This is a genomic window from Chamaesiphon minutus PCC 6605, assembly GCF_000317145.1.
In the GTDB taxonomy this organism is placed as follows: Bacteria; Cyanobacteriota; Cyanobacteriia; order Cyanobacteriales; family Chamaesiphonaceae; genus Chamaesiphon; species Chamaesiphon minutus.
Genome location: NC_019697.1, coordinates 373,792 through 392,413 on the forward strand (window position 1 = coordinate 373,792; position 18,622 = coordinate 392,413).

Here is an 18,622-nt window from a genome sequence, read left to right on the forward strand (position 1 = left end):
GCAAATTAAGGCTCTTTCCCAACCCTTAATGGCTCGTCTCGAAGATTGGATAGAACTTTGAACTAATTGTCCCTAATTTGAGAGAGAAAGATCCTAGTGTCTTCTAGAGCTTTAAATAAAAAGAACCCCAAACAGAAACCCGACGAACCGATGGATCGCAAACCAGAAGATGGTAGATTCTTCGGCGGTATCGGTCAAATTGCGGGCGGTACGATCTTAGGTATCACCATGTTAGCTAGTTCGATCGTCGCTGGTGGCTTAGTAGGGCTGGCAATTAGCTTCCGGAATTTACCAGACGTGCGGGTACTTCGCAGCTACGCACCGACCGAAACTACCTATATCTATGACGTCAAAGGGATGCAGTTGGCCAGTCTGCACGATGAAGCCAATCGCGAAGTCGTACCGCTCAACCGGATTTCGCCCAACTTAAAACGCGCCTTACTAGCGATCGAAGACAGTCACTTCTACTATCATCAAGGGGTCAATCTCACTGGGGTGGGACGAGCCATTAGTACCAACTTCAAAAAAGGTGGCGTCACCGAGGGTGGTTCGACGATCACCATGCAGTTGATCAAGAACTTATTCCTCTCTCAAAAACGACAATTTAGCCGAAAACTAGCCGAAGCCGTACTCTCGATTCGACTCGAACAAATTTTCCGTAAAGACGAAATTCTGGAAATGTACCTCAATCAAGTTTATTGGGGTCACAATAACTATGGAGTAGAAACAGCAGCCCAGAGCTATTTTAACAAACATGCCTCCGATCTAAATTTAGCAGAAGGGGCGATGATGGCAGGATCGATCGCCGCACCCGAAAAATATAGTCCCTTTACCAATTTTAAAGCAGCTAAAAAGCGGCAAGAAGTAGTTTTAGCAAGGATGGTCGAACTCAAGTGGATTACGCCAGCCGAAGAAAAAAAAGCGAAAGCCTATAAAATCAAACTCGGTAAGATCAAAACTTGGCAAAGTAGTAGATTACCTTTTGTTACCGATGCCGCGATCGAAGAACTCAATCAACGCTTTGGGCGCGAAACCGTGCGGAAAGGCGGGATGCGGATTCAAACTACGATCGATTATAACTTCCAACTCGCTGCCGAAAAAGTCGTTCAAAATGCTTACAATCGCTTAGGTAGAAGTAAGTATCAAATCAGCCTCGTCGCAGTCGATCCGCGCACGCACTTTATCAAAGCCATGGTAGGCGGCGTAGACTACAAAAAAAGTAACTTCAACCGCGCCATGTATGCCAATCGGCAACCCGGTTCCTCATTCAAACCTTTCGTCTACTATACCGCCTTCGCCACTGGCAAATTCTCGCCCGAATCGACGGTATACGATAACCCCGTCCGCTATCGCGATGGTAGTGGCTACTATTCGCCGCGCAACTATGGCGGCGGCTATTCTGGTGCAATGAGCGTCCGGAGTGCCATTATGCAGTCTACTAACGTACCAGCGGTAAAATTAGGTAAAGAAGTCGGCTTGGATAAAGTCATCCAAACTTGTCGCACCTTGGGCATCAAAAGCCCGATCGAACCAGTTGTATCTTTACCACTAGGCGCGGTTGGCGTGACGCCAGTCGAAATGGCTGGTGCATTTGCCACCTTTGCCAGCAACGGCTGGCAATCCGAAACCACCACGATCCTCCGCGTCACAGATAGCGATGGTAATATCCTCCTCGACAATACCCCCCAACCCCAACTAGTTCTCAATGCCTGGGCTGCCGCTCAAATCAACAGCGCGCTCCAATCAGTAGTTAGCGGCGGTACTGGTAAAGAGGCCGCAATCGGTCGTCCAGCCGCTGGAAAAACCGGAACTACCTCTTCAGAACGGGACGTCTGGTTCGTGGGCTACGTGCCCCAGCTATCGGCCTCTGTGTGGATTGGTAAAGATGACTTTACACCCCTCGGTCGAGGCGTCACGGGCGGTACCTACGCCGCACCAATTTGGCGGAGCTTTATGAAAGAAGCTCTCAAAAACGAGCCTGTAGAATCGTTCTTACCACCAGCTAAGTTCAAACGTCCGGGAAGCTGAAGCAGCCCCAATCAGAGGTTAACCGAAGATAGAGGCCGATCGGTGTCAACAGAGAACAGTACGACACTATTATGAGTTAAAGGGATCTCGATCGGAGCGTCCCCAGACTCCTTCAATCCGACAATCATCTGCCTCGGCGAGTTTGCTCGATCGGGATGTTTGTAGCAGGAGAAAATCGCGATCGCCAGACACAGACAACTTTTGCAATCGATCGATCGTATTGAAACGTTCCGGTGCAGCGCGATCGGGCTAATTCTGTAGCTCTAACGCCATCGAAGATCGCTTGTTTCATTGGCTGCTCTCTCGGTTGCCTTGCGCACAAATTAGAGATTAACGGAGGCTTCTAGGGCAAGTTATGACTAGCTGTGTTGTATAAATTGCCCAATGGCTTTGAGATAAGACTGCTCTCCAGATCTGAGCAGACGGGTATGTCCAGCTTCAGACACAACATGCAAATATTTAGGAGCTGGAGCAGCAGCAAAAAGTCTTTGTCCCATCTTAAATGGCACAACATCATCCGCCGTACCATGAATGAATAATACTGGAATTTTTAGCGATCGCACCTTGGCAATCGAATCGAATTTCTGAGTCAACAGCAGATCGACAGGAAACAGCCAACCGAATCCTCTCCACCTAGCCATGTCTGTCATGGATGTAAATGAACTTTGCACGATCGCGCCTGCTGCTTGTGGGTGTTTGACTGCTAAGTCAAGGGCGATTGCCCCGCCTAGAGATTCCCCATAAATAAATATTTGTGGAGGTGGCACTTTTTGTCGATCGATTAGATAGTCCCAGGCTGCCTGACTATCGTTGTATAACTGGTTTTCACTGGGGAAATCACCCAGACTCTCTCCATAGCCTCGGTAATCGAATAGCAGCAAGGAAAACCCCAACTGTCGGAGTCCTTCAACTCGATCTAAGTAGTGGCTTTTATTGCCAGCAGCCCCACCCAAGAACAAGAGAACTTTAGGCGGAGTTGAGTCTTTCACTCGACGAGAATCGGCGGCAATCCACCAGCCTTTCAATTGCCCCGATCCGCTCGGCATGACAATCTCCCGATATGACATATTCCAGGGTGAAGCACTGGGCACCGCAACAATTTCACGATAGGGATGAAACATCAGATGGCACTGCCCGATCCACAAACATAGACAGATGGATATATAGACGATCGCCAACCTTTTGACCAAAGTACCCAGATGCTTACGGCGAATGACAACAGATCTTTTCAAGCTAACCTCCCACTGTTTTAAGCCCCGACAGAGCAAGTCCCTCTCAAAAGATTATTCTATAGAATTCGAGTTAGCGAGCCAACCAGCGATTGGCTTGTTCGATGAGATCGGGAATTTGACGATCGATCTGCCATACGAGCGGGATGCCATCGTCGCCGCCAGCAAGTAAATACTTGCCATCTCTACTAAAATTGATACTTCTAATTGTGCCCCAATAGCCCCGAAAATCGGCCAACTGACGACCGCGAACGTCCCAGATTCTTAAGGCTGCGCCAGCACCGCCAGTGGCGATCGAGCCATCTTGACTGCTAATATCGATATTTTCTGTGCCCGCCTGATAAGTTTGGACACCTTTCTCATCTTCAATTAATTTAGCTTCAATCTCCGACCTCCAGATTTTACCTTCTTTACTGACGATCGTAAACAATTGCGGATCTTTACTAAAGCCAACTATGACTTTACTTCTGAGAGCTTTTTCGCGATCGTATTTTAACTTTTTGACCTGTGGTATTTGGGCGAGACGCTCGATTTTGGTAATCAAAGCAACTCGACCTTTATCGGCACCGATTCCTAGACTTTCGCCATCTTTGCTAAATCTTAAAGTGAGATGCGAGTAATCCAAGTGGATGGGTGGGATGACGATCGAATCTACTAGTTTATTTTCGTTGATATCGATCGCCCAAAATTTGATATTATCGCCAGTTTGTCCGGTTGTTGCTAGCAAACAGACATCGGCTCGATCGCCATAAGGTTTATAATTCCAATCCATACTATCTACATTACCTTGTCCGGTATTAAAACTACTAACTTCAACAATATTCTGCTTGTCGCCATCAGTTTCGATCTCGAGCAATCTAATATTTCCCTGAGAGTCACCAACGGCGATCGATCTTTTGTTGGGAGTAGAATTAGGATAAATCCGAATGGTATTAAATTTAATCTTCTTGTCTTTAGCAGAAAAACTACTTAATTGTTGAGGGAGCTGACCGGGACTATGAGACCACCAGGCGATTTTGCCATCTTCCCCTGCTGTAATAAAATACCTAGAATCATAAGGATCGAACCGCACACTATTGATTTTTTCTTGATGCTTATGTTTTGAGGGCATCACTTCTGGTATTTTCCAGATCCGAATGATACTATCATCCCGACCGCTAGTTGCTAATTGTCGATCGAGATTACTATTAGGTTTGAATCGCATACTTTCGATCGATCCTTGATGACCTTTAAATTCGGTAATTAATTTACCATTATCTTCAAGATTCCAAATTCTGACCGAATTACCATTACTCGCCGTCGGATCTTTAGCAGATGCTGTGGCTAATAGTTTGCCATCAGGACTAAATCGAACTGCTCTAACTTCTCCAGTATGCGCGTTAATTGTCTTGAGATACTTACCATCAGCACTCCACAGCCTTACGGTGCCATCGCTGCTCCCTGTGGCGATTTCATAATCGGTACAATTGTTAGATACCGACGAGCAAAAGTAAATACTATTGACTGCACCGATATGACCGCTAAGAATCGCGATCGGGTTACCATCTAAATCCCAAATTTTTGCTGTATTATCTTGACCAGCACTGCCAATTCGATCTTTTTTACCATTTAAATTAAGAGAGACAACCCCCTGTGGATGAGCGACATTACCATCAAGAGCGACGAATGTTTTAAGTAAATTTAAGCGATTGTTATTATCAAATTGCCACTTTTTTAATTTACCATCAGTTTCACCAGTACTAAATACATACAAACGATCGTCACGACGATCGCGTAGCAATCGTACATTTTGAACACTACCTTGATGCGCTGCGGCTTGATCGATCTTTGCTTTGTTTTGAATCCGATCGATCCCTAATTTTTCCCACAGTCTGATATAACCATCGCTACTACCAGTTGCAAACATGCGATCGCATTCAGGATTTTCGGAGGTGAAACTAATAATTTTAGCTTCATCTTGGAGCGCGATCGCGGGTTTTGGTTCGCTAATTGGGATATTTGCAGTCCGATCCCAGAGTTTAATCGTGCCATCGCTTCCTGCCGTAAAGATGCGATCGTTTCCGCAAAAATAGACTGTATTTACACCTTGCTGATAGGTCTGAATCTCATCGATTTCTTGAATGCTATCGACGAGCTTTTGGAGAGCTAATTTGGGGCCAATTGTCGGCGATCGATCGCCCATTAAGGTCATTCTAATCGCTTGAGATTTTTTGGCATTCTCGATGGCAGCTTGGAGAGAATCGATCGGGGCAAATTCATACTGTTGCATAATCTGAGTGCTAGTGCGTTCGAGTCGATCGAGCCTGTCGGAAATTGTCAGGCTACGACCGAGCCAAATTAGACTAACTAATAAAACTAAGCCGATGCCAATTAATAGTAGGAGAATTTTAACAAATTTTTTAATTCGATCTTGAATTTTTTTGAGCTTCCAATCCGTGCGCCGTGCTTGAGAGCGATCGATAAAAGCGGTGTCTTCAATCCCAATCAATTGATTTTGTCGCCACTGAAATTCTTTCCAAGAAATTGCGGCATCTAAAGCATCGCCATCTAGCAGGAAGACATCAGATCGATCGCGATCGAGCCAATCAGTTAGAGCCTTACCATGGGGACAGATATCCGCCAACTGTCGATCGACCCAATCGCGACTAAATACCTGCTGGTAGATCGGATTATAAACTTGTAATTTACCCGCTCGTTCGACTACTAATCCCGACAATCTCAGCGATTGTTGTTCGGGACTATTATTCGCAATTAGGCCAGATTTGGATGTAATAATATAGCGATATTGTTGGAGTAAATGGCTGGATATTTCGCGCTTTGCCAAGAGGCGTGCTTCGATCGTGCGTAAGTGAACGGGACTATCTCGCTCTTTCCAATTATCGATAATTTTTGTGCTGACAATTTGGGCGATCGCATCTTGGGGCGATTCAACTACTAACTGACATAATTTTTGGGTCAGAAAAGGTTGTCCCCCAGTCCAATCGAGAATTTCGGCGATCGTCTGGCTGGGATTGGCGACGCTCCCCTCTAAACCTCGGATCAAGGGTGAAAGATCGTCCGTTATTTGCAATCCATTTAACTCGATCGCCCGACCGATATTAAAGGGGGTAATTTGTCGATCTTTAATCAAGTCCGTCGGTGCGGCTACGCCTAATAATACAAAGGATAATCGTTGATATTTAGGTCTAGCAGCGCGTCGTTCCGCACAGCTTCGGATCGTGCCAAAAAAGTTATCGGTAAAGGCACCTAAACTCAAAACTTGGTCGATTTCATCGATAAAAATTACAATCTGACTATCGATCTGCTCCAGCACGATCTCATCGATAAAATTTGCCAACCTCTTACTCTCTGGAAGTCGAGCGTGAGTATCCCAAAAAATTTCTAACTCCGCATCTAAATCGAATTGAGTGGCTAACTCGTCCGCGATCGAGTTATACCACTGTGCTTCGCTTACATCCACCGTACCGATCCCCGCCAGATCGATCTCGACACACGCCACCCCTCGATCTGCCAATTTCTGCATCGCGCGCAGTTTGAGGCTAGATTTGCCCATCTGGCGGGAGTTCAAAATATAGCAAAACTCACCGCTATCGATGTACCGATCCAAATCTCGATCGGCGGATCTGACGACATAGGTAGGTGCATTTGCGGGGAGACTACCACCAATTTTATATGCGATCTTGCCGATAGCCGCTCTCCTCGTCTGAGTGACAATGCTGTGGGACTTTGGATCTAATTTATTTTCCCACCATTTCGCTCGACTGGTATCGACTTATCAAAGTCGATATCGACTTTGGTGGCGAACTATCTTTCATACTCCCCACCCCCTGCTCTGTGCCAAATGCAGCCAGCAAAGTTCTAAAATGTAGTCAGCACTTCTCTGGCATACTATGACTCGTCGATCGTTGCAACTGCGCCCAACTCATGTGAAGGATGCAAAAGCAGCATTCAAGCAGAGTAAATATACCACTCAAATCGGTCTGGCGATCGAAGCTGAGATTCAGGCGCAATCGACGGTGAGTGCTTTTTTTTGCGGTAGACCGCTGGATCGAGCCAACTTTAACAAACTTTGCGAACTATTAGATCTCGATCCGCTGGTTGTTGGCGAAGAACCGTTACCAGCTCCAGCCGTCAATAATAATTCGATTCCCGTTGCAGCTCCAGCTCCCGCGCTTTGTCGAGAGCGCGAAAATTTGTGGTACCAGCAGCTTTTGGCACCCCATGCTTTAATTAGAATTCAGGCTCCCGCTCAATTTGGCAAAACTTCATTATTGTGGAAACTACTCGATCGCGCCGAACAGCAGGGACATTTATGTTTATACCTAAATCTTAATTCGATCGAGCCTGCTGGTTTTACAGATTCTAAGGCTTTTTTTCGAGCTTTTGTCTGCGAAATTGCTAGCGAGATCGCCGAAAAATATGTCGATTGTTTGATGTCATTAAGTCGTTATGACGAACTAGCGGCATCGCTGACTCATACTAAAGCTTTTCTCAAATATCTCGAACATTTACAACAAAAAATAGCGCACCCTTTGACGATCGCGATTAATAAGCTCGATCGATTATTAGATTTCCCTGCTATTGCCGACGAATTTTTATTTCAGTTGCGAAATGTGAATGAAAAAAGTAAGAAAGGTGGCATTTGGGGAAATTTTCGTCTCTTGTTGGCTTATTCTACGCCCAGAATCGAAGAGTTTGTAAATATTGCCGAAAATCGATCGCCATTTAATGTCGGCTATTCGATCGAGTTAGAAGAATTCAGTCCTAGTGAAGTAGCCGCACTAGCCGCGAGCAAAGGATTGGTTCTAGATGCAGCGCAAATTGAAGCCTTAATGCAACCGATCGGCGGTATTCCCAGCCTAATTCAATTGACACTTAAAAGTCTAAGCGAAAACGAATCGCTCCAATTTGATTTAGCCACTACCGAGCCGCTGTATCAGGAGCATTTAGCAGTCCTCAAACTGTGGCTGCAACAGCGAGATTTGTATAACTTAATGCGCCAAATTGCGACCAATCCCACGACAACAACAGTCTCCCCAAAACAACGCAGTCTCCTTCATCGTCAGGGCTTAATTATTTCACTCGATCGTCAAGTCCGCGCTAGATGCGAACTCTATCGTCGCTACTTTGCATGGAACTAATCTCGATATCGACTTTAGCTATCTCATCATCTGCAATTCACTCAATGTACTAAAGTGGAGATCTCGTGAGGAAGGGGGGGGAGCGGGGAGCGGGGAGCAGGGAAAAGACTGTACTTCACAATTTTCAGCACAGTTCCATATTAACTATTAACTATCCACTATCCACTATCCACTATTCACTATCAACTCTTAACTATCAACTATCAACTATCAACTATCCACTATCAACTATCAACTATCCACTATCAACTATCCACTATGAATTTGTTGTCAGGATCTATTCGACGGGTAGCAATTGTCGGCGGAACGCATGGCAATGAGTTGACGGGTATTTATACGATCGAGAACTTGAATCGATGCCCACATCCGATCGATGGTTATAGCTTCGAGTGCATGACATTACTAGCCAATCCTAAAGCAATTGCCGCCAATCGTCGCTATATCGATCGTGATTTGAATCGTTGTTTTGGCAATGCAGATTTGTCAAATCTAGATTTAACGAACTATGAAGATATCCTAGCTAAAGAAATTGCCGCCAAATTAGGCCCTAAAGATCGGCCCCGAGCTGATGTAATTATCGATCTGCATACTTCTACATCCAACATGGGATTGACGATTTTACTGTCGAGTAAGCATCCATTTAACTTACGATTGGCAGCTTATTTGAGTACGCTTCATCCCGATGTCCGAGTCTGTTGTGGCATCCAATGCAACCAAGATGCACCGATGTTGCGATCGCTATCGCCATTAGGTTGCACGATCGAAGTTGGCGCGATCGCGCAAGGAATTCTCAATGCCGATCTATTCGATAAAACCCAGATGTTAGTTCGAGAAACTTTGAATTATATCGATGCTGAAAATCAGAGTAAGCCTTTACCAATTCCAACTGGTTTGACTGTATATCAAACGCTATCTTCAGTAGATTACCCGCGCGATTCGTCGGGTAAAATCGAAGCAATGATTCATCCCAAACTTCAATTTCAAGATTATCAACCGCTGCAACCAGGCGATCCGATGTTCTGGACATTTACAGGCGAATCGATTCTTTATCAGGGTGAATATACAGTTTTCCCAATCTTTATTAATGAAGCCGCTTATTACGAAAAAGGGATTGCGATGTCATTAACAGAAAAACTAGTTTTACAGCCTTAATTTATCTAAAGTTAGTCGATCCCTGTCTGTTAGCGATCGGATCGATTACCTAACTTACCGGATGAAAAATATCGAGCGTTGTTAATAAATCTTCCGATCGATAGATAAATCTTCATGCATTTATATGCTGTGCGCTCTTTGTCTTGCTGCGCTGTTTATGTCGGTAAACCCGACGTTGGCGTATCCTGTGGGTAAGCAAAAACGCGCACCGCTACGCCTCTGGGGTTGAAAATGTCTATGCTCTAAAATATATCTCTCGATCGATCGATATTTAATTTAGATTTGGAGTTGTTTTATCACAAAAATTGTAGGATAATTTAAGACTTAGAGCCAAGACAAAAACTTTATAAAGTAACGAGCGATCGAGATCTTTTACTGACAATATCTCGATCGGTCTAAATCGATTGCGCGATTTATCGATCGAGTCGATAATTGTGTATCCAAATCCATAGCTGAGTGCAATAGACCGAAATCATCCACTAACGCTGAGGTTGTCGATCTGGCGATGATAGTCGAATTTCAGGCTTCGATCGAAGCATGTAAATAAATGGCGTTGCTGGTTGTAGGTATGATAATCATTTTGTACATTCTTCTCCCCCGCTCCTCGCTCTCTCCTCTAGTTTTTCATACCTCGTTGGCGAAGCCTCTCTGCAAGAGAATCTAGCAAAGCCAAATAAATTTAATCCCAATAAATGATTCAGGATTGCCATCTATGAAGACAAATGCCTACGCAGCTCAAAACGCTACGAGTCCACTCGCACCGTTCGACATTCAACGCCGCGCTCTCGGTCAGCATGATGTCGCGATCGAAATCCTCTATTGTGGGGTTTGTCATTCAGACTTGCATACTGCCCGTGGCGAATGGGGTGGTACCAGTTATCCCTGCGTCCCCGGTCATGAAATCATCGGACGGGTGGTAGAAGTTGGAGCAAGCGTCCAGAAATTTAAAGCAGGTGACACCGCTGGAGTCGGTTGTATGGTCGATTCTTGCCGCACTTGTGACAACTGCAAAGACGATCTCGAACAGTTTTGCGACAATACCGTCTTTACTTACAATTCTCCAGATAAACATACCAACGGTATCACCTACGGCGGCTACTCCGAGCGGATCGTTGCAGATGAAGCATTTGTGTTAAAGGTGCCGTCGAATTTAGATCTGGCTGCTACCGCACCGTTACTGTGCGCGGGGATAACCACTTACTCGCCAATGCACTACCACAACGTCACCAAAGGTCAAAAAGTAGGCATCGTCGGACTCGGTGGGTTGGGGCACATGGGCGTAAAAATAGCCAAGGCAATGGGCGCACATGTAGTCGTCTTTACTACCTCATCCAACAAAGTTGAAGATGCAAAGCGGCTGGGTGCAGATGAAGTCGTCAATTCTAAGAATGCGGACGAGATGAAGCCGCATCTAAATACTTTCCACTTCATTCTCGATACCGTATCCGCCCAACACGATATCAATGCCTACCTTCTGTTATTAAAACGCGATGGTAATCTCACCCAAGTCGGCGTACCACCCGAACCGCTGTCCCTAAATGTCGGTAGTTTGGTTTTCGGTCGGCGCAGTCTTAGCGGCTCGCTGATTGGCGGCATCAAGGAAACTCAAGAGATGTTAGATTTCTGCGGCGAACACAACATCACCTCTGACATCGAACTTATCCCCATTCAGAAAATTAATGAAGCTTACGATCGATTGGTGAAAAACGATGTCAAATACCGTTTTGTTATCGATATGGCCTCGTTAAAATCGGCTTCGTAAACCGATATTCGATCGGTAAATATTGGTGAGGAAGGGCGGGTTTGTTCGGATTTGATGGTTTTAGGCGTGAATTGTTAGCATAAACCCGCCCCTACAGATCCATGAATTGATTCAATACATTCTCGTTAGTAGTTAGTAGGGTGGGCACTGCCCACCAGCACAAATTTTGATTTAACGAGACAAATATTTGGGATAGTTAATATCGATAAATTGTTGAAGAGATAGTTCGATCGGTAAAAACAGTTTTAATTTGTTTTGCTACGGCTCTAAATGGTATGTGGGCAGTGCCCACCCTACATTTCTGTCCTACTGCGAGCTGGAGTTTTTTATGGCGGACAGTAATTTTCAATCTCTGGATCGATTTGTTTGACAATCTCTCTAACTAATTCATAATCAGTATTCCACTGTAATTCATCCTCATACGATCCATCCTCATATTCGTCTCGATCTAGAAAATATGCTCCTTGTCTGTAAAACTCAATTACTGAGCTTAGAAATTTATCAATACTCGTATTAATCTTATATACAGAAGAATACTTTGTTGCAGCCCAGACAGAATTATCATTAGCTAAAGATCTTACAAAAATATTTCCAGCGGCACGATCCTCAAAGAATGGAATCATATCTGGTTGCCATTCAAGAAATTCATCAATATTATTGACTTGCCCTTCATCAATAACATCAGAAAATATGGGATAAGATTTAAGAAATAGATCGATTTCTTCATTTATTCTATTTAATGGTAGGAGCCAATGAGTTGGGATCAGTATTGCGTCATCCCCTCCGTCGATACATGAATAAAGATCGATCAAAGAATCAGGAATTGGCTTAATCTTAATTTGAGATTCTATTTCTACCGTAGAATGTCCCGTCCCTAATACATCATCAGGCACTGTATAATCTAAATTTTTGATTAATTCTATCAACTCTTCGAGTAAAAGCTTAGTTTTCATTATTTTGAGATACTCAATAATTCAACTCTAAATTGAGCTGTTTCGGCAACCAGTGATGAGAGATCGTTACGAAAAGCGACTAATCTAGCGATTCTTTCCTGATTCCAGCCATCAGTTTGCGATCGAGTAATTAATGCCGCCAGTGCGATGCGACGCAACCCTTCATCATTGCTAGCTGACAAAGCGCGTTCTAATCTCACTAATTCGCTGGCATCTTCTCTTCAATCGACTCGTGAAATTGCGGTTACGGCATTGCATAAAACTTCGGGATGTATTCGTCTGGCAGTAGCTAAGTTCTGAAAGAAAATCGCTAATTCCGATCGTGGCAAAGCAGTTACGGCCAGATTAACATGCAAGCAGTAAGCGAGTGGATATAGTTGCCTTATTAATACGATCGAGGTGTATATACCCAATTATTCCCATCCGCGCGGGGAATCAGTTTAGTTTGACTCGAACCGATTAAAATTACCGTTCGCATATCCGCCGACTCTGGAGCTAACTCGCCCAAAGTAATGACCTTCACCTCCTGTCCGGGTCTGCCCAGATTGCGGGCGAGGATGACTGGGGTGGTGCCCGATCGAGTCTTCAGGAGGATTTCCTTAGCGGCGGTCAATTGCCAGGTGCGTTGGCTCGAAATGGGGTTGTAGAACGCGATCGCAAAATCAGATTCTGCCGCAGATGCAATCCGGCTGGCAACGACTTCCCACGGTTTGAGGATGTCAGAGAGCGAAATCGCACAAAAATCGTGTCCCAAGGGGGCACCCACAGCAGCAGCGGCGGCTTGCATGGCCGAAATACCTGGCGCGACTTGGAGATCGATCGTTTGCCACTCTGGTTTGGCTTCTTTGTCGAGGACTTCTAAGACAGCCGCTGCCATCGCAAAGATTCCCGGATCGCCGGAGGAGACGACGACGACATTTTTACCGCTCGCGGCTAAATCTAACGCTAACTTAGATCGATCGAGTTCGACCCGATTATCCGAGCCGTGGCACTGTTTCCCGACGGTGAGATCTTTAACTAAAGCTAAATAGGTGTGATAGCCGACGATATCTGTTGCGGCGAGAATCGTCTGACGTACTTGTGGCGACATCCACTGTGGCGAGCCGGGGCCAGTACCGATGACAGTTATTTTACCCCGATCCTGTCCGATCGCGTGCGGCTCGATCGGCTGTGTGGCACTAAATATCGTTAAATTTCGATCGCTACTAACTACTGTTAAATCGGGATGTTCGATCGCGGATTCCACCAAGCGAATCGGCAGATTTAAACTAGTCCCAATTCCGGCGATTGCGGCTCCAGCAGGTGTTTTGGGCAGAACGATACAAGCCACAGCAGCGAGGGCGAGATTGGCCGTGGTGAGTCGATCGAGAATTACTTCGATCCACCCCGCGATGCTAAATTGCGAGGGTTGTACGACTGCCAAGACTAGGCTGGTCGGATGATAGACCAATTGTGTGGGACTGCCGGAAATCGCCTGCGTAGTTATCGTAATTTGGCGTTCTCCTTGGGCACAAAAGGGGATCTCGCTAGCCGTCAACCACTCCGCATCCCCATCCAAACTCACACTGACACCCGCAATCAGATCGGCGATAAAAGCTTTGACATGTTGCGGATTTGCCAGTCGATAACCCGCTGGCGGATCTGGGAGCACGGTATTAAATTGGAGCTTTCCGGTAGTGGTAATCGCTGGTTGTACGTCCAACACCGCCGCAATGCGTTCGGCAAGATCGTTGACTCCCGTCATCCCACCCAATAACGGCACTACCGCACTCCCATCCGCAGCCACAGACACGACTGGCGGTTCTGTTTTGCTATCTGTCAGCACTGGTGCGAGCGTCCGAATCAAAATTCCCGCCGCACACAAGCCGATAATCGGCACCCCCTGACTATAAAATTGCCGCAAAGTATCGCCAAAGTTGGCAAAACTCACATCCACATCTGTCGTTCTCCCCACCAACCCATACAATTGCGCTCCTGGTAAGGCTGTCATCAACTTCCGCGCGGTGGGGACGCTAATTTGATTGAGGACGACAACAGCGGGTGTAGTTCGCTGGCGTAGTAAGCGCAAAGCGCAGGCTTCGCCAACGACTACGCTCGCTACAGGTAGCCGCTCAGAATGAGAATCGAGCATGATTTAACAGATGACGGTCTTCCCTATCTTATCGCTGGTGGGATGTGTTCGAGTTGCGGCTCCTGTCGATCTTCCGCCGCCGAATACGAACAACTTAAAATGTGACGGGAAATAATGGCAAGTAGTTGTAAATTGAGATCTCCGATGAACTCTATGTTTAGTCACAGAAAAAATCCATCATTCGACAGCAAATTATTCGCAGACTCACCCTTATTTAATAACGTGATAAATAACTTGATGGCTATTGTCTTTAAACCTTGCTGCTTCAAAATCTCGATCGCAGCCAATATCGACTTTTAGTGTGCGAGTCAATCTATCGATCGAGATAAAGTCTACAGTTTTTTAGTGTTTAGTAGCTTACAATACAAAAACCTTACTTTTTTGTATTTACTATGGGTCAAACCCCAAAAAACCTTTAAAGAATTATAATTGATGGTAACTGAAGGTTTTAGCGATTTTTTCGTTACATCCCTTGAGTAAGTATACTTTCAGACTTTCAGGACGTTGTGAGGTCGTGAGTTGAAAGCCACGATCGATTAGCTCAGATTTGGGCAGCGATCGAAATTCATGAGTTTAGTGGAGGCTCGAGGGCTGTGTGCCTGCTAACCATTCTCTCCCCAATTTTCATCCATTCGTTGTTACCTACGCCACATTCTGATTAGGTCATCACAGGATAATTATGGAAACCGAAGTTATGAACGGCAGTTCATTAACAACTGCTGTGTTAGAGTCTCCGATCGTCGCACCAGAAAAACTCAAGCACAAAAAGAAAAAGCACAAGGCGAAGAAAGCTACTCTCCAGACATCAGAACGCAACGTTCTGTACCACGTCTCTGAAGCAGAAGGCAGCTCCAAACTTGCTAGTAAAGTTTATGAAAAAGAGCTAGCTCGGCTGCAAGTGGAACTAGTAAAAATGCAATATTGGGCAAAGCATGTTGGCACTCGCATTGTCATCATCTTTGAAGGTCGCGATGCTGCCGGGAAAGGTGGCACGATCAAACGCATTACCGAGCCGCTTAATCCTCGTGGCTGTCGGGTGGTGGCATTAGGAACGCCTAGCGATCGCGAAAGAACCGAATGGTACTTCCAACGCTATGTAGCGCATCTGCCCGCAGCAGGTGAGATCGTCTGTTTCGATCGGAGCTGGTATAACCGAGCTGGGGTAGAGCATGTGATGGGATTTTGCACGGATGCCCAATACCAAGAATTCATGCAAACCTGTCCAGAATTCGAGCGAATGCTAGTGAAATCGGGGATTATTTTGCTCAAATATTGGTTCTCCGTCAGCGATGAAGAACAAGAACGTCGCTTCCAGTCGCGCACGACCGATCCCGCACGGCGGTGGAAACTCAGCCCGATGGATCTGGAATCTCGCGATCGGTGGGTGGAATATTCCAAAGCTAAAGATGCGACGTTTGCCCATACTAATATCCCCGAAGCCCCATGGTTCACGGTAGAAGCCAACGATAAACGCCGCGCTCGGCTCAATTGCATCAGCCATTTCTTGAGCAAAATTCCCTATGTGGATATGACTCCCGATCCGCTGGAACTGCCGCCACGCAAGAGCGCGCCTCACGACTATGTGCGTCCGCCACGTAACGAGCAATTTTTTGTGCCGCAAATATATTGAGCCACTGACACTCTGGGGTTTACTCCTCAGTTTATTGGAGTTGGTGCATAGATCTTACCCACCCCGCCCTAATTCCTTCACTTCGTGACGCTACGCGAACGGAAAGGCTGTGCCTACGGCAGGCTGCGCCAACGCCAACGGGCACCCCTCCCTTCGATAAGCTCAGGGCAACGCCGAGGAGGGGATTTTCTAGCTAATTCTTATCATAGATCGGGCATTTTCTTAGTCTACGAAGGCGGACTTTGCAGCACTAGCAGCGATTGAAATCGCTGTCCTCGCGATACCTACATCCAACCCACATTTATCAGGAATAGATCCTCATGACACACGAATTGCGCGTCCAAGCCGTCTCTCAAGTCACAGATCGCCAGCCCCTCCCAGTCAAGGTGCCACAACGCTTAGAAGCACTGTGGGCGACGGATGTATTTACATTGAGCAAGATGCAGGCGAGTTTGCCCAAAGATGTTTATAAATCTGTCAAGAGTACCATTCAAACAGGCGGTAAGCTGGATGTCTCGATCGCGGGTACCGTCGCAGCAGCAATGAAAGATTGGGCGATCGCTAAAGGGGCATTATATTACGCCCACGTCTTTTACCCAATGACCAATGCAACTGCTGAAAAGCATGACGGTTTTATCTCCGTCCAAAGCGATGGTAGCGTCCTGACAGAATTTACAGGCAAAGTGCTAGTGCAAGGCGAACCGGATGGATCGTCATTTCCCAATGGCGGACTACGATCGACATTTGAAGCGCGCGGCTACACGGCGTGGGATGTCACCAGTCCTGCCTATGTAATGGAAACAGACAATGGTGTCACCCTCTGCATTCCCACAGTGTTCATCTCCTGGACGGGTGAAGCCTTAGATAAGAAAACCCCATTGCTGCGATCGAATGCTGCGATGAACAAAGCAGCTACGCGAATGCTGGAGATCTTGGGGCACTCGAACGTCGCTCCAGTCAACTCTAGCTGTGGCGCGGAACAAGAATACTTTTTAGTTGACGCGCATTTTGCCCATAGTCGTCCCGATTTGCTGCTCGCAGGGCGGACTTTATTTGGCAAACCAGCGGCCAAAGGTCAACAATTTGACGATCATTACTTTGGCGCAATTCCCGATCGCGTTCAGGTATTTATGCAAGACGTGGAAGAGCGGATGTATCGGCTGGGGATTCCCGCCAAAACGCGCCATAACGAAGTGGCTCCAGGTCAATTCGAGCTGGCACCATTTTTTGAAGCTGCCAACGTCGCCAGCGACCACCAGCAACTTACCATGACTCTCCTCAAGTGTACTGCCAAGAAGCACGGCTTTGTTTGTCTCCTGCACGAGAAACCATTTGCGGGAATTAATGGTTCGGGGAAACACGTCAACTGGTCGGTCGGGAATGCCACCCAAGGTAACTTGCTCGATCCGGGCGATACTCCCCATGCCAACATGCAGTTCTTGCTATTCTGTGGGGCAGTAATTCGCGGCGTTCACAAGTATGGCCCACTATTGCGTGCAGTTGTCGCTACTGCGAGTAACGATCACCGCTTGGGTGCAAATGAGGCTCCGCCAGCGATTATCTCAGTTTATCTGGGAACGCAGCTAGAACAGGTCTTCAATCAGATTAGCAAGGGCGAGACGACCAGTTCTGCCCACGCCGGAGTAATGGAACTCGGTGTAGACACTTTACCCGTTTTCCCCAAAGATCCTGGCGATCGCAACCGGACATCCCCCTTTGCCTTTACGGGTAACCGCTTTGAGTTCCGCGCTGTCGGTTCTGGCCAATCGGTATCGGGGCCGCTAGTGGCGATGAATACGATCCTGACAGATTCCTTGACCTGGATTGCCGATGAGCTAGAAAGTGAAATGGCGAAGGGACACGACCTGACTACTGCCATCCACACGGTGCTCAAAGAAGTAATGGACAAGCACGGTGCGGTCGTATTTGGCGGCAACGGCTACTCCGAAGAATGGCACAAAATGGCAGTTGAAGAGCGCGGTTTGGCCAACCTACGGACGACAGCCGATGCCTTACCCGTCCTGAAGGCCGATTACATCGAAGAATTGTTCGAGCGAGTTGGCGTACTCAGTGCCGTCGAACTCGAAAGTCGGTTTGAGGTGTATGCCGAACAGTATATCTTGGCGATCGAAGTCGAAGCCAAACTGATGGTGTCGATGGCCAAAACCACCATTTACCCAGCGGCAATGCGTTATCATTCCGAGCTATCGACAACGATTGCTAACGCGCAAGCGATCGGGATCGGACTGAGTAAGGAAAGTGCCGAAAAAGTAGCCATGTTAATCGGCACCATGATGGATAAAATTAGCAAACTCGATGGGGCGATGGGCAAACATGATTTTGCATCGATCGAAGAACACATGCAATATTGCGCCAAAACGATTCGCCCAATGATGGACGAGTTACGCAAAGATGCCGATGCACTAGAAGGTGAAGTAGCGGACGATTTCTGGCCGCTACCTACCTATCAAGAGATGCTATTTGTCAAGTAATTGACTCCAGTATTTCTTGATATTTTTCGCTCACAAACTTGACACAATTTCCATCATCAGTTGGTACGCTCATACCGACTGATTTTGTTTGGCTCTTACTGCGG

At 46.5% G+C, this 18,622-nt stretch carries 12 protein-coding genes; 6 read left to right on the top strand and 6 right to left on the bottom strand.

The features are described from left to right. Nucleotides 1-96 precede the first annotated feature (96 nt). Nucleotides 97-2,028: a PBP1A family penicillin-binding protein gene (locus CHA6605_RS01770; protein WP_041547438.1), complete on the top strand. Its 1,932-nt coding sequence runs from the start codon at nucleotides 97-99 to the stop codon at nucleotides 2,026-2,028. 124 nt (nucleotides 2,029-2,152) lie between these two features. Here CHA6605_RS01770 and CHA6605_RS33500 read toward each other — a convergent pair whose 3' ends face one another. The 3 genes from CHA6605_RS33500 to CHA6605_RS01780 all read right to left on the bottom strand — a co-directional run bounded on the left by CHA6605_RS33500 (nucleotide 2,153) and on the right by CHA6605_RS01780 (nucleotide 6,972). Then, nucleotides 2,153-2,320 carry a hypothetical protein gene (locus tag CHA6605_RS33500; RefSeq protein ID WP_157259719.1) on the bottom strand — a complete coding sequence of 56 codons (168 nt, stop codon included), beginning with the start codon at nucleotides 2,318-2,320 and terminating at the stop codon, nucleotides 2,153-2,155. 67 nt (nucleotides 2,321-2,387) lie between these two features. After that, on the bottom strand, nucleotides 2,388-3,260 hold the full coding sequence (locus tag CHA6605_RS01775) for an alpha/beta hydrolase (protein ID WP_198288416.1): 873 nt from the start codon (nucleotides 3,258-3,260) through the stop codon (nucleotides 2,388-2,390). A gap of 70 nt (nucleotides 3,261-3,330) precedes the next feature. Beyond that, nucleotides 3,331-6,972 (bottom strand): AAA-like domain-containing protein, encoded by a 3,642-nt coding sequence (locus CHA6605_RS01780; protein WP_315874932.1) that lies wholly within the window; start codon nucleotides 6,970-6,972, stop codon nucleotides 3,331-3,333. Nucleotides 6,973-7,147: 175 nt separating this feature from the next. Between CHA6605_RS01780 and CHA6605_RS01785 the strand changes: the two genes are divergently transcribed. The 3 genes from CHA6605_RS01785 (at nucleotide 7,148) to CHA6605_RS01795 (ending at nucleotide 11,312) form a co-directional block, all read left to right on the top strand. Continuing rightward, complete coding sequence (locus tag CHA6605_RS01785) at nucleotides 7,148-8,398, top strand: AAA-like domain-containing protein (RefSeq protein WP_015157841.1); 1,251 nt, start codon at nucleotides 7,148-7,150, stop codon at nucleotides 8,396-8,398. A gap of 258 nt (nucleotides 8,399-8,656) precedes the next feature. Then, nucleotides 8,657-9,550 (top strand): aspartoacylase, encoded by an 894-nt coding sequence (locus CHA6605_RS01790; RefSeq protein ID WP_015157842.1) that lies wholly within the window; start codon nucleotides 8,657-8,659, stop codon nucleotides 9,548-9,550. Between the two features lie 712 nt (nucleotides 9,551-10,262). After that, nucleotides 10,263-11,312, top strand: a complete 1,050-nt coding sequence (locus CHA6605_RS01795) for an NAD(P)-dependent alcohol dehydrogenase (RefSeq protein ID WP_015157843.1) — start codon at nucleotides 10,263-10,265, stop codon at nucleotides 11,310-11,312. A 326-nt stretch (nucleotides 11,313-11,638) separates the two neighbouring features. On the opposite strand, the gene CHA6605_RS01800 is transcribed toward CHA6605_RS01795, so the two are convergent. The 3 genes from CHA6605_RS01800 to cobJ form a co-directional block, all read right to left on the bottom strand. Then, a complete protein-coding gene (locus CHA6605_RS01800; protein ID WP_015157844.1) occupies nucleotides 11,639-12,265 on the bottom strand; it encodes an SMI1/KNR4 family protein in 627 nt (208 codons plus the stop codon). Continuing rightward, entirely contained in the window at nucleotides 12,265-12,465 is a 201-nt protein-coding gene (locus CHA6605_RS01805; protein ID WP_041547442.1) for a hypothetical protein, read from the bottom strand. Before CHA6605_RS01805 ends, CHA6605_RS01800 begins: the two co-directional genes overlap by 1 nt. A gap of 185 nt (nucleotides 12,466-12,650) precedes the next feature. After that, nucleotides 12,651-14,396: a precorrin-3B C(17)-methyltransferase gene (cobJ, locus tag CHA6605_RS01810; RefSeq protein WP_015157845.1), complete on the bottom strand. Its 1,746-nt coding sequence runs from the start codon at nucleotides 14,394-14,396 to the stop codon at nucleotides 12,651-12,653. A 694-nt stretch (nucleotides 14,397-15,090) separates the two neighbouring features. On the opposite strand from cobJ, the gene ppk2 reads away from it, so the two are divergent. Continuing rightward, a complete protein-coding gene (ppk2, locus tag CHA6605_RS01815) occupies nucleotides 15,091-16,026 on the top strand; it encodes a polyphosphate kinase 2 (RefSeq protein WP_232432162.1) in 936 nt (311 codons plus the stop codon). A gap of 320 nt (nucleotides 16,027-16,346) precedes the next feature. Continuing rightward, a complete protein-coding gene (locus CHA6605_RS01820) occupies nucleotides 16,347-18,518 on the top strand; it encodes a glutamine synthetase III family protein (RefSeq protein ID WP_015157847.1) in 2,172 nt (723 codons plus the stop codon). Nucleotides 18,519-18,622 lie beyond the last annotated feature (104 nt).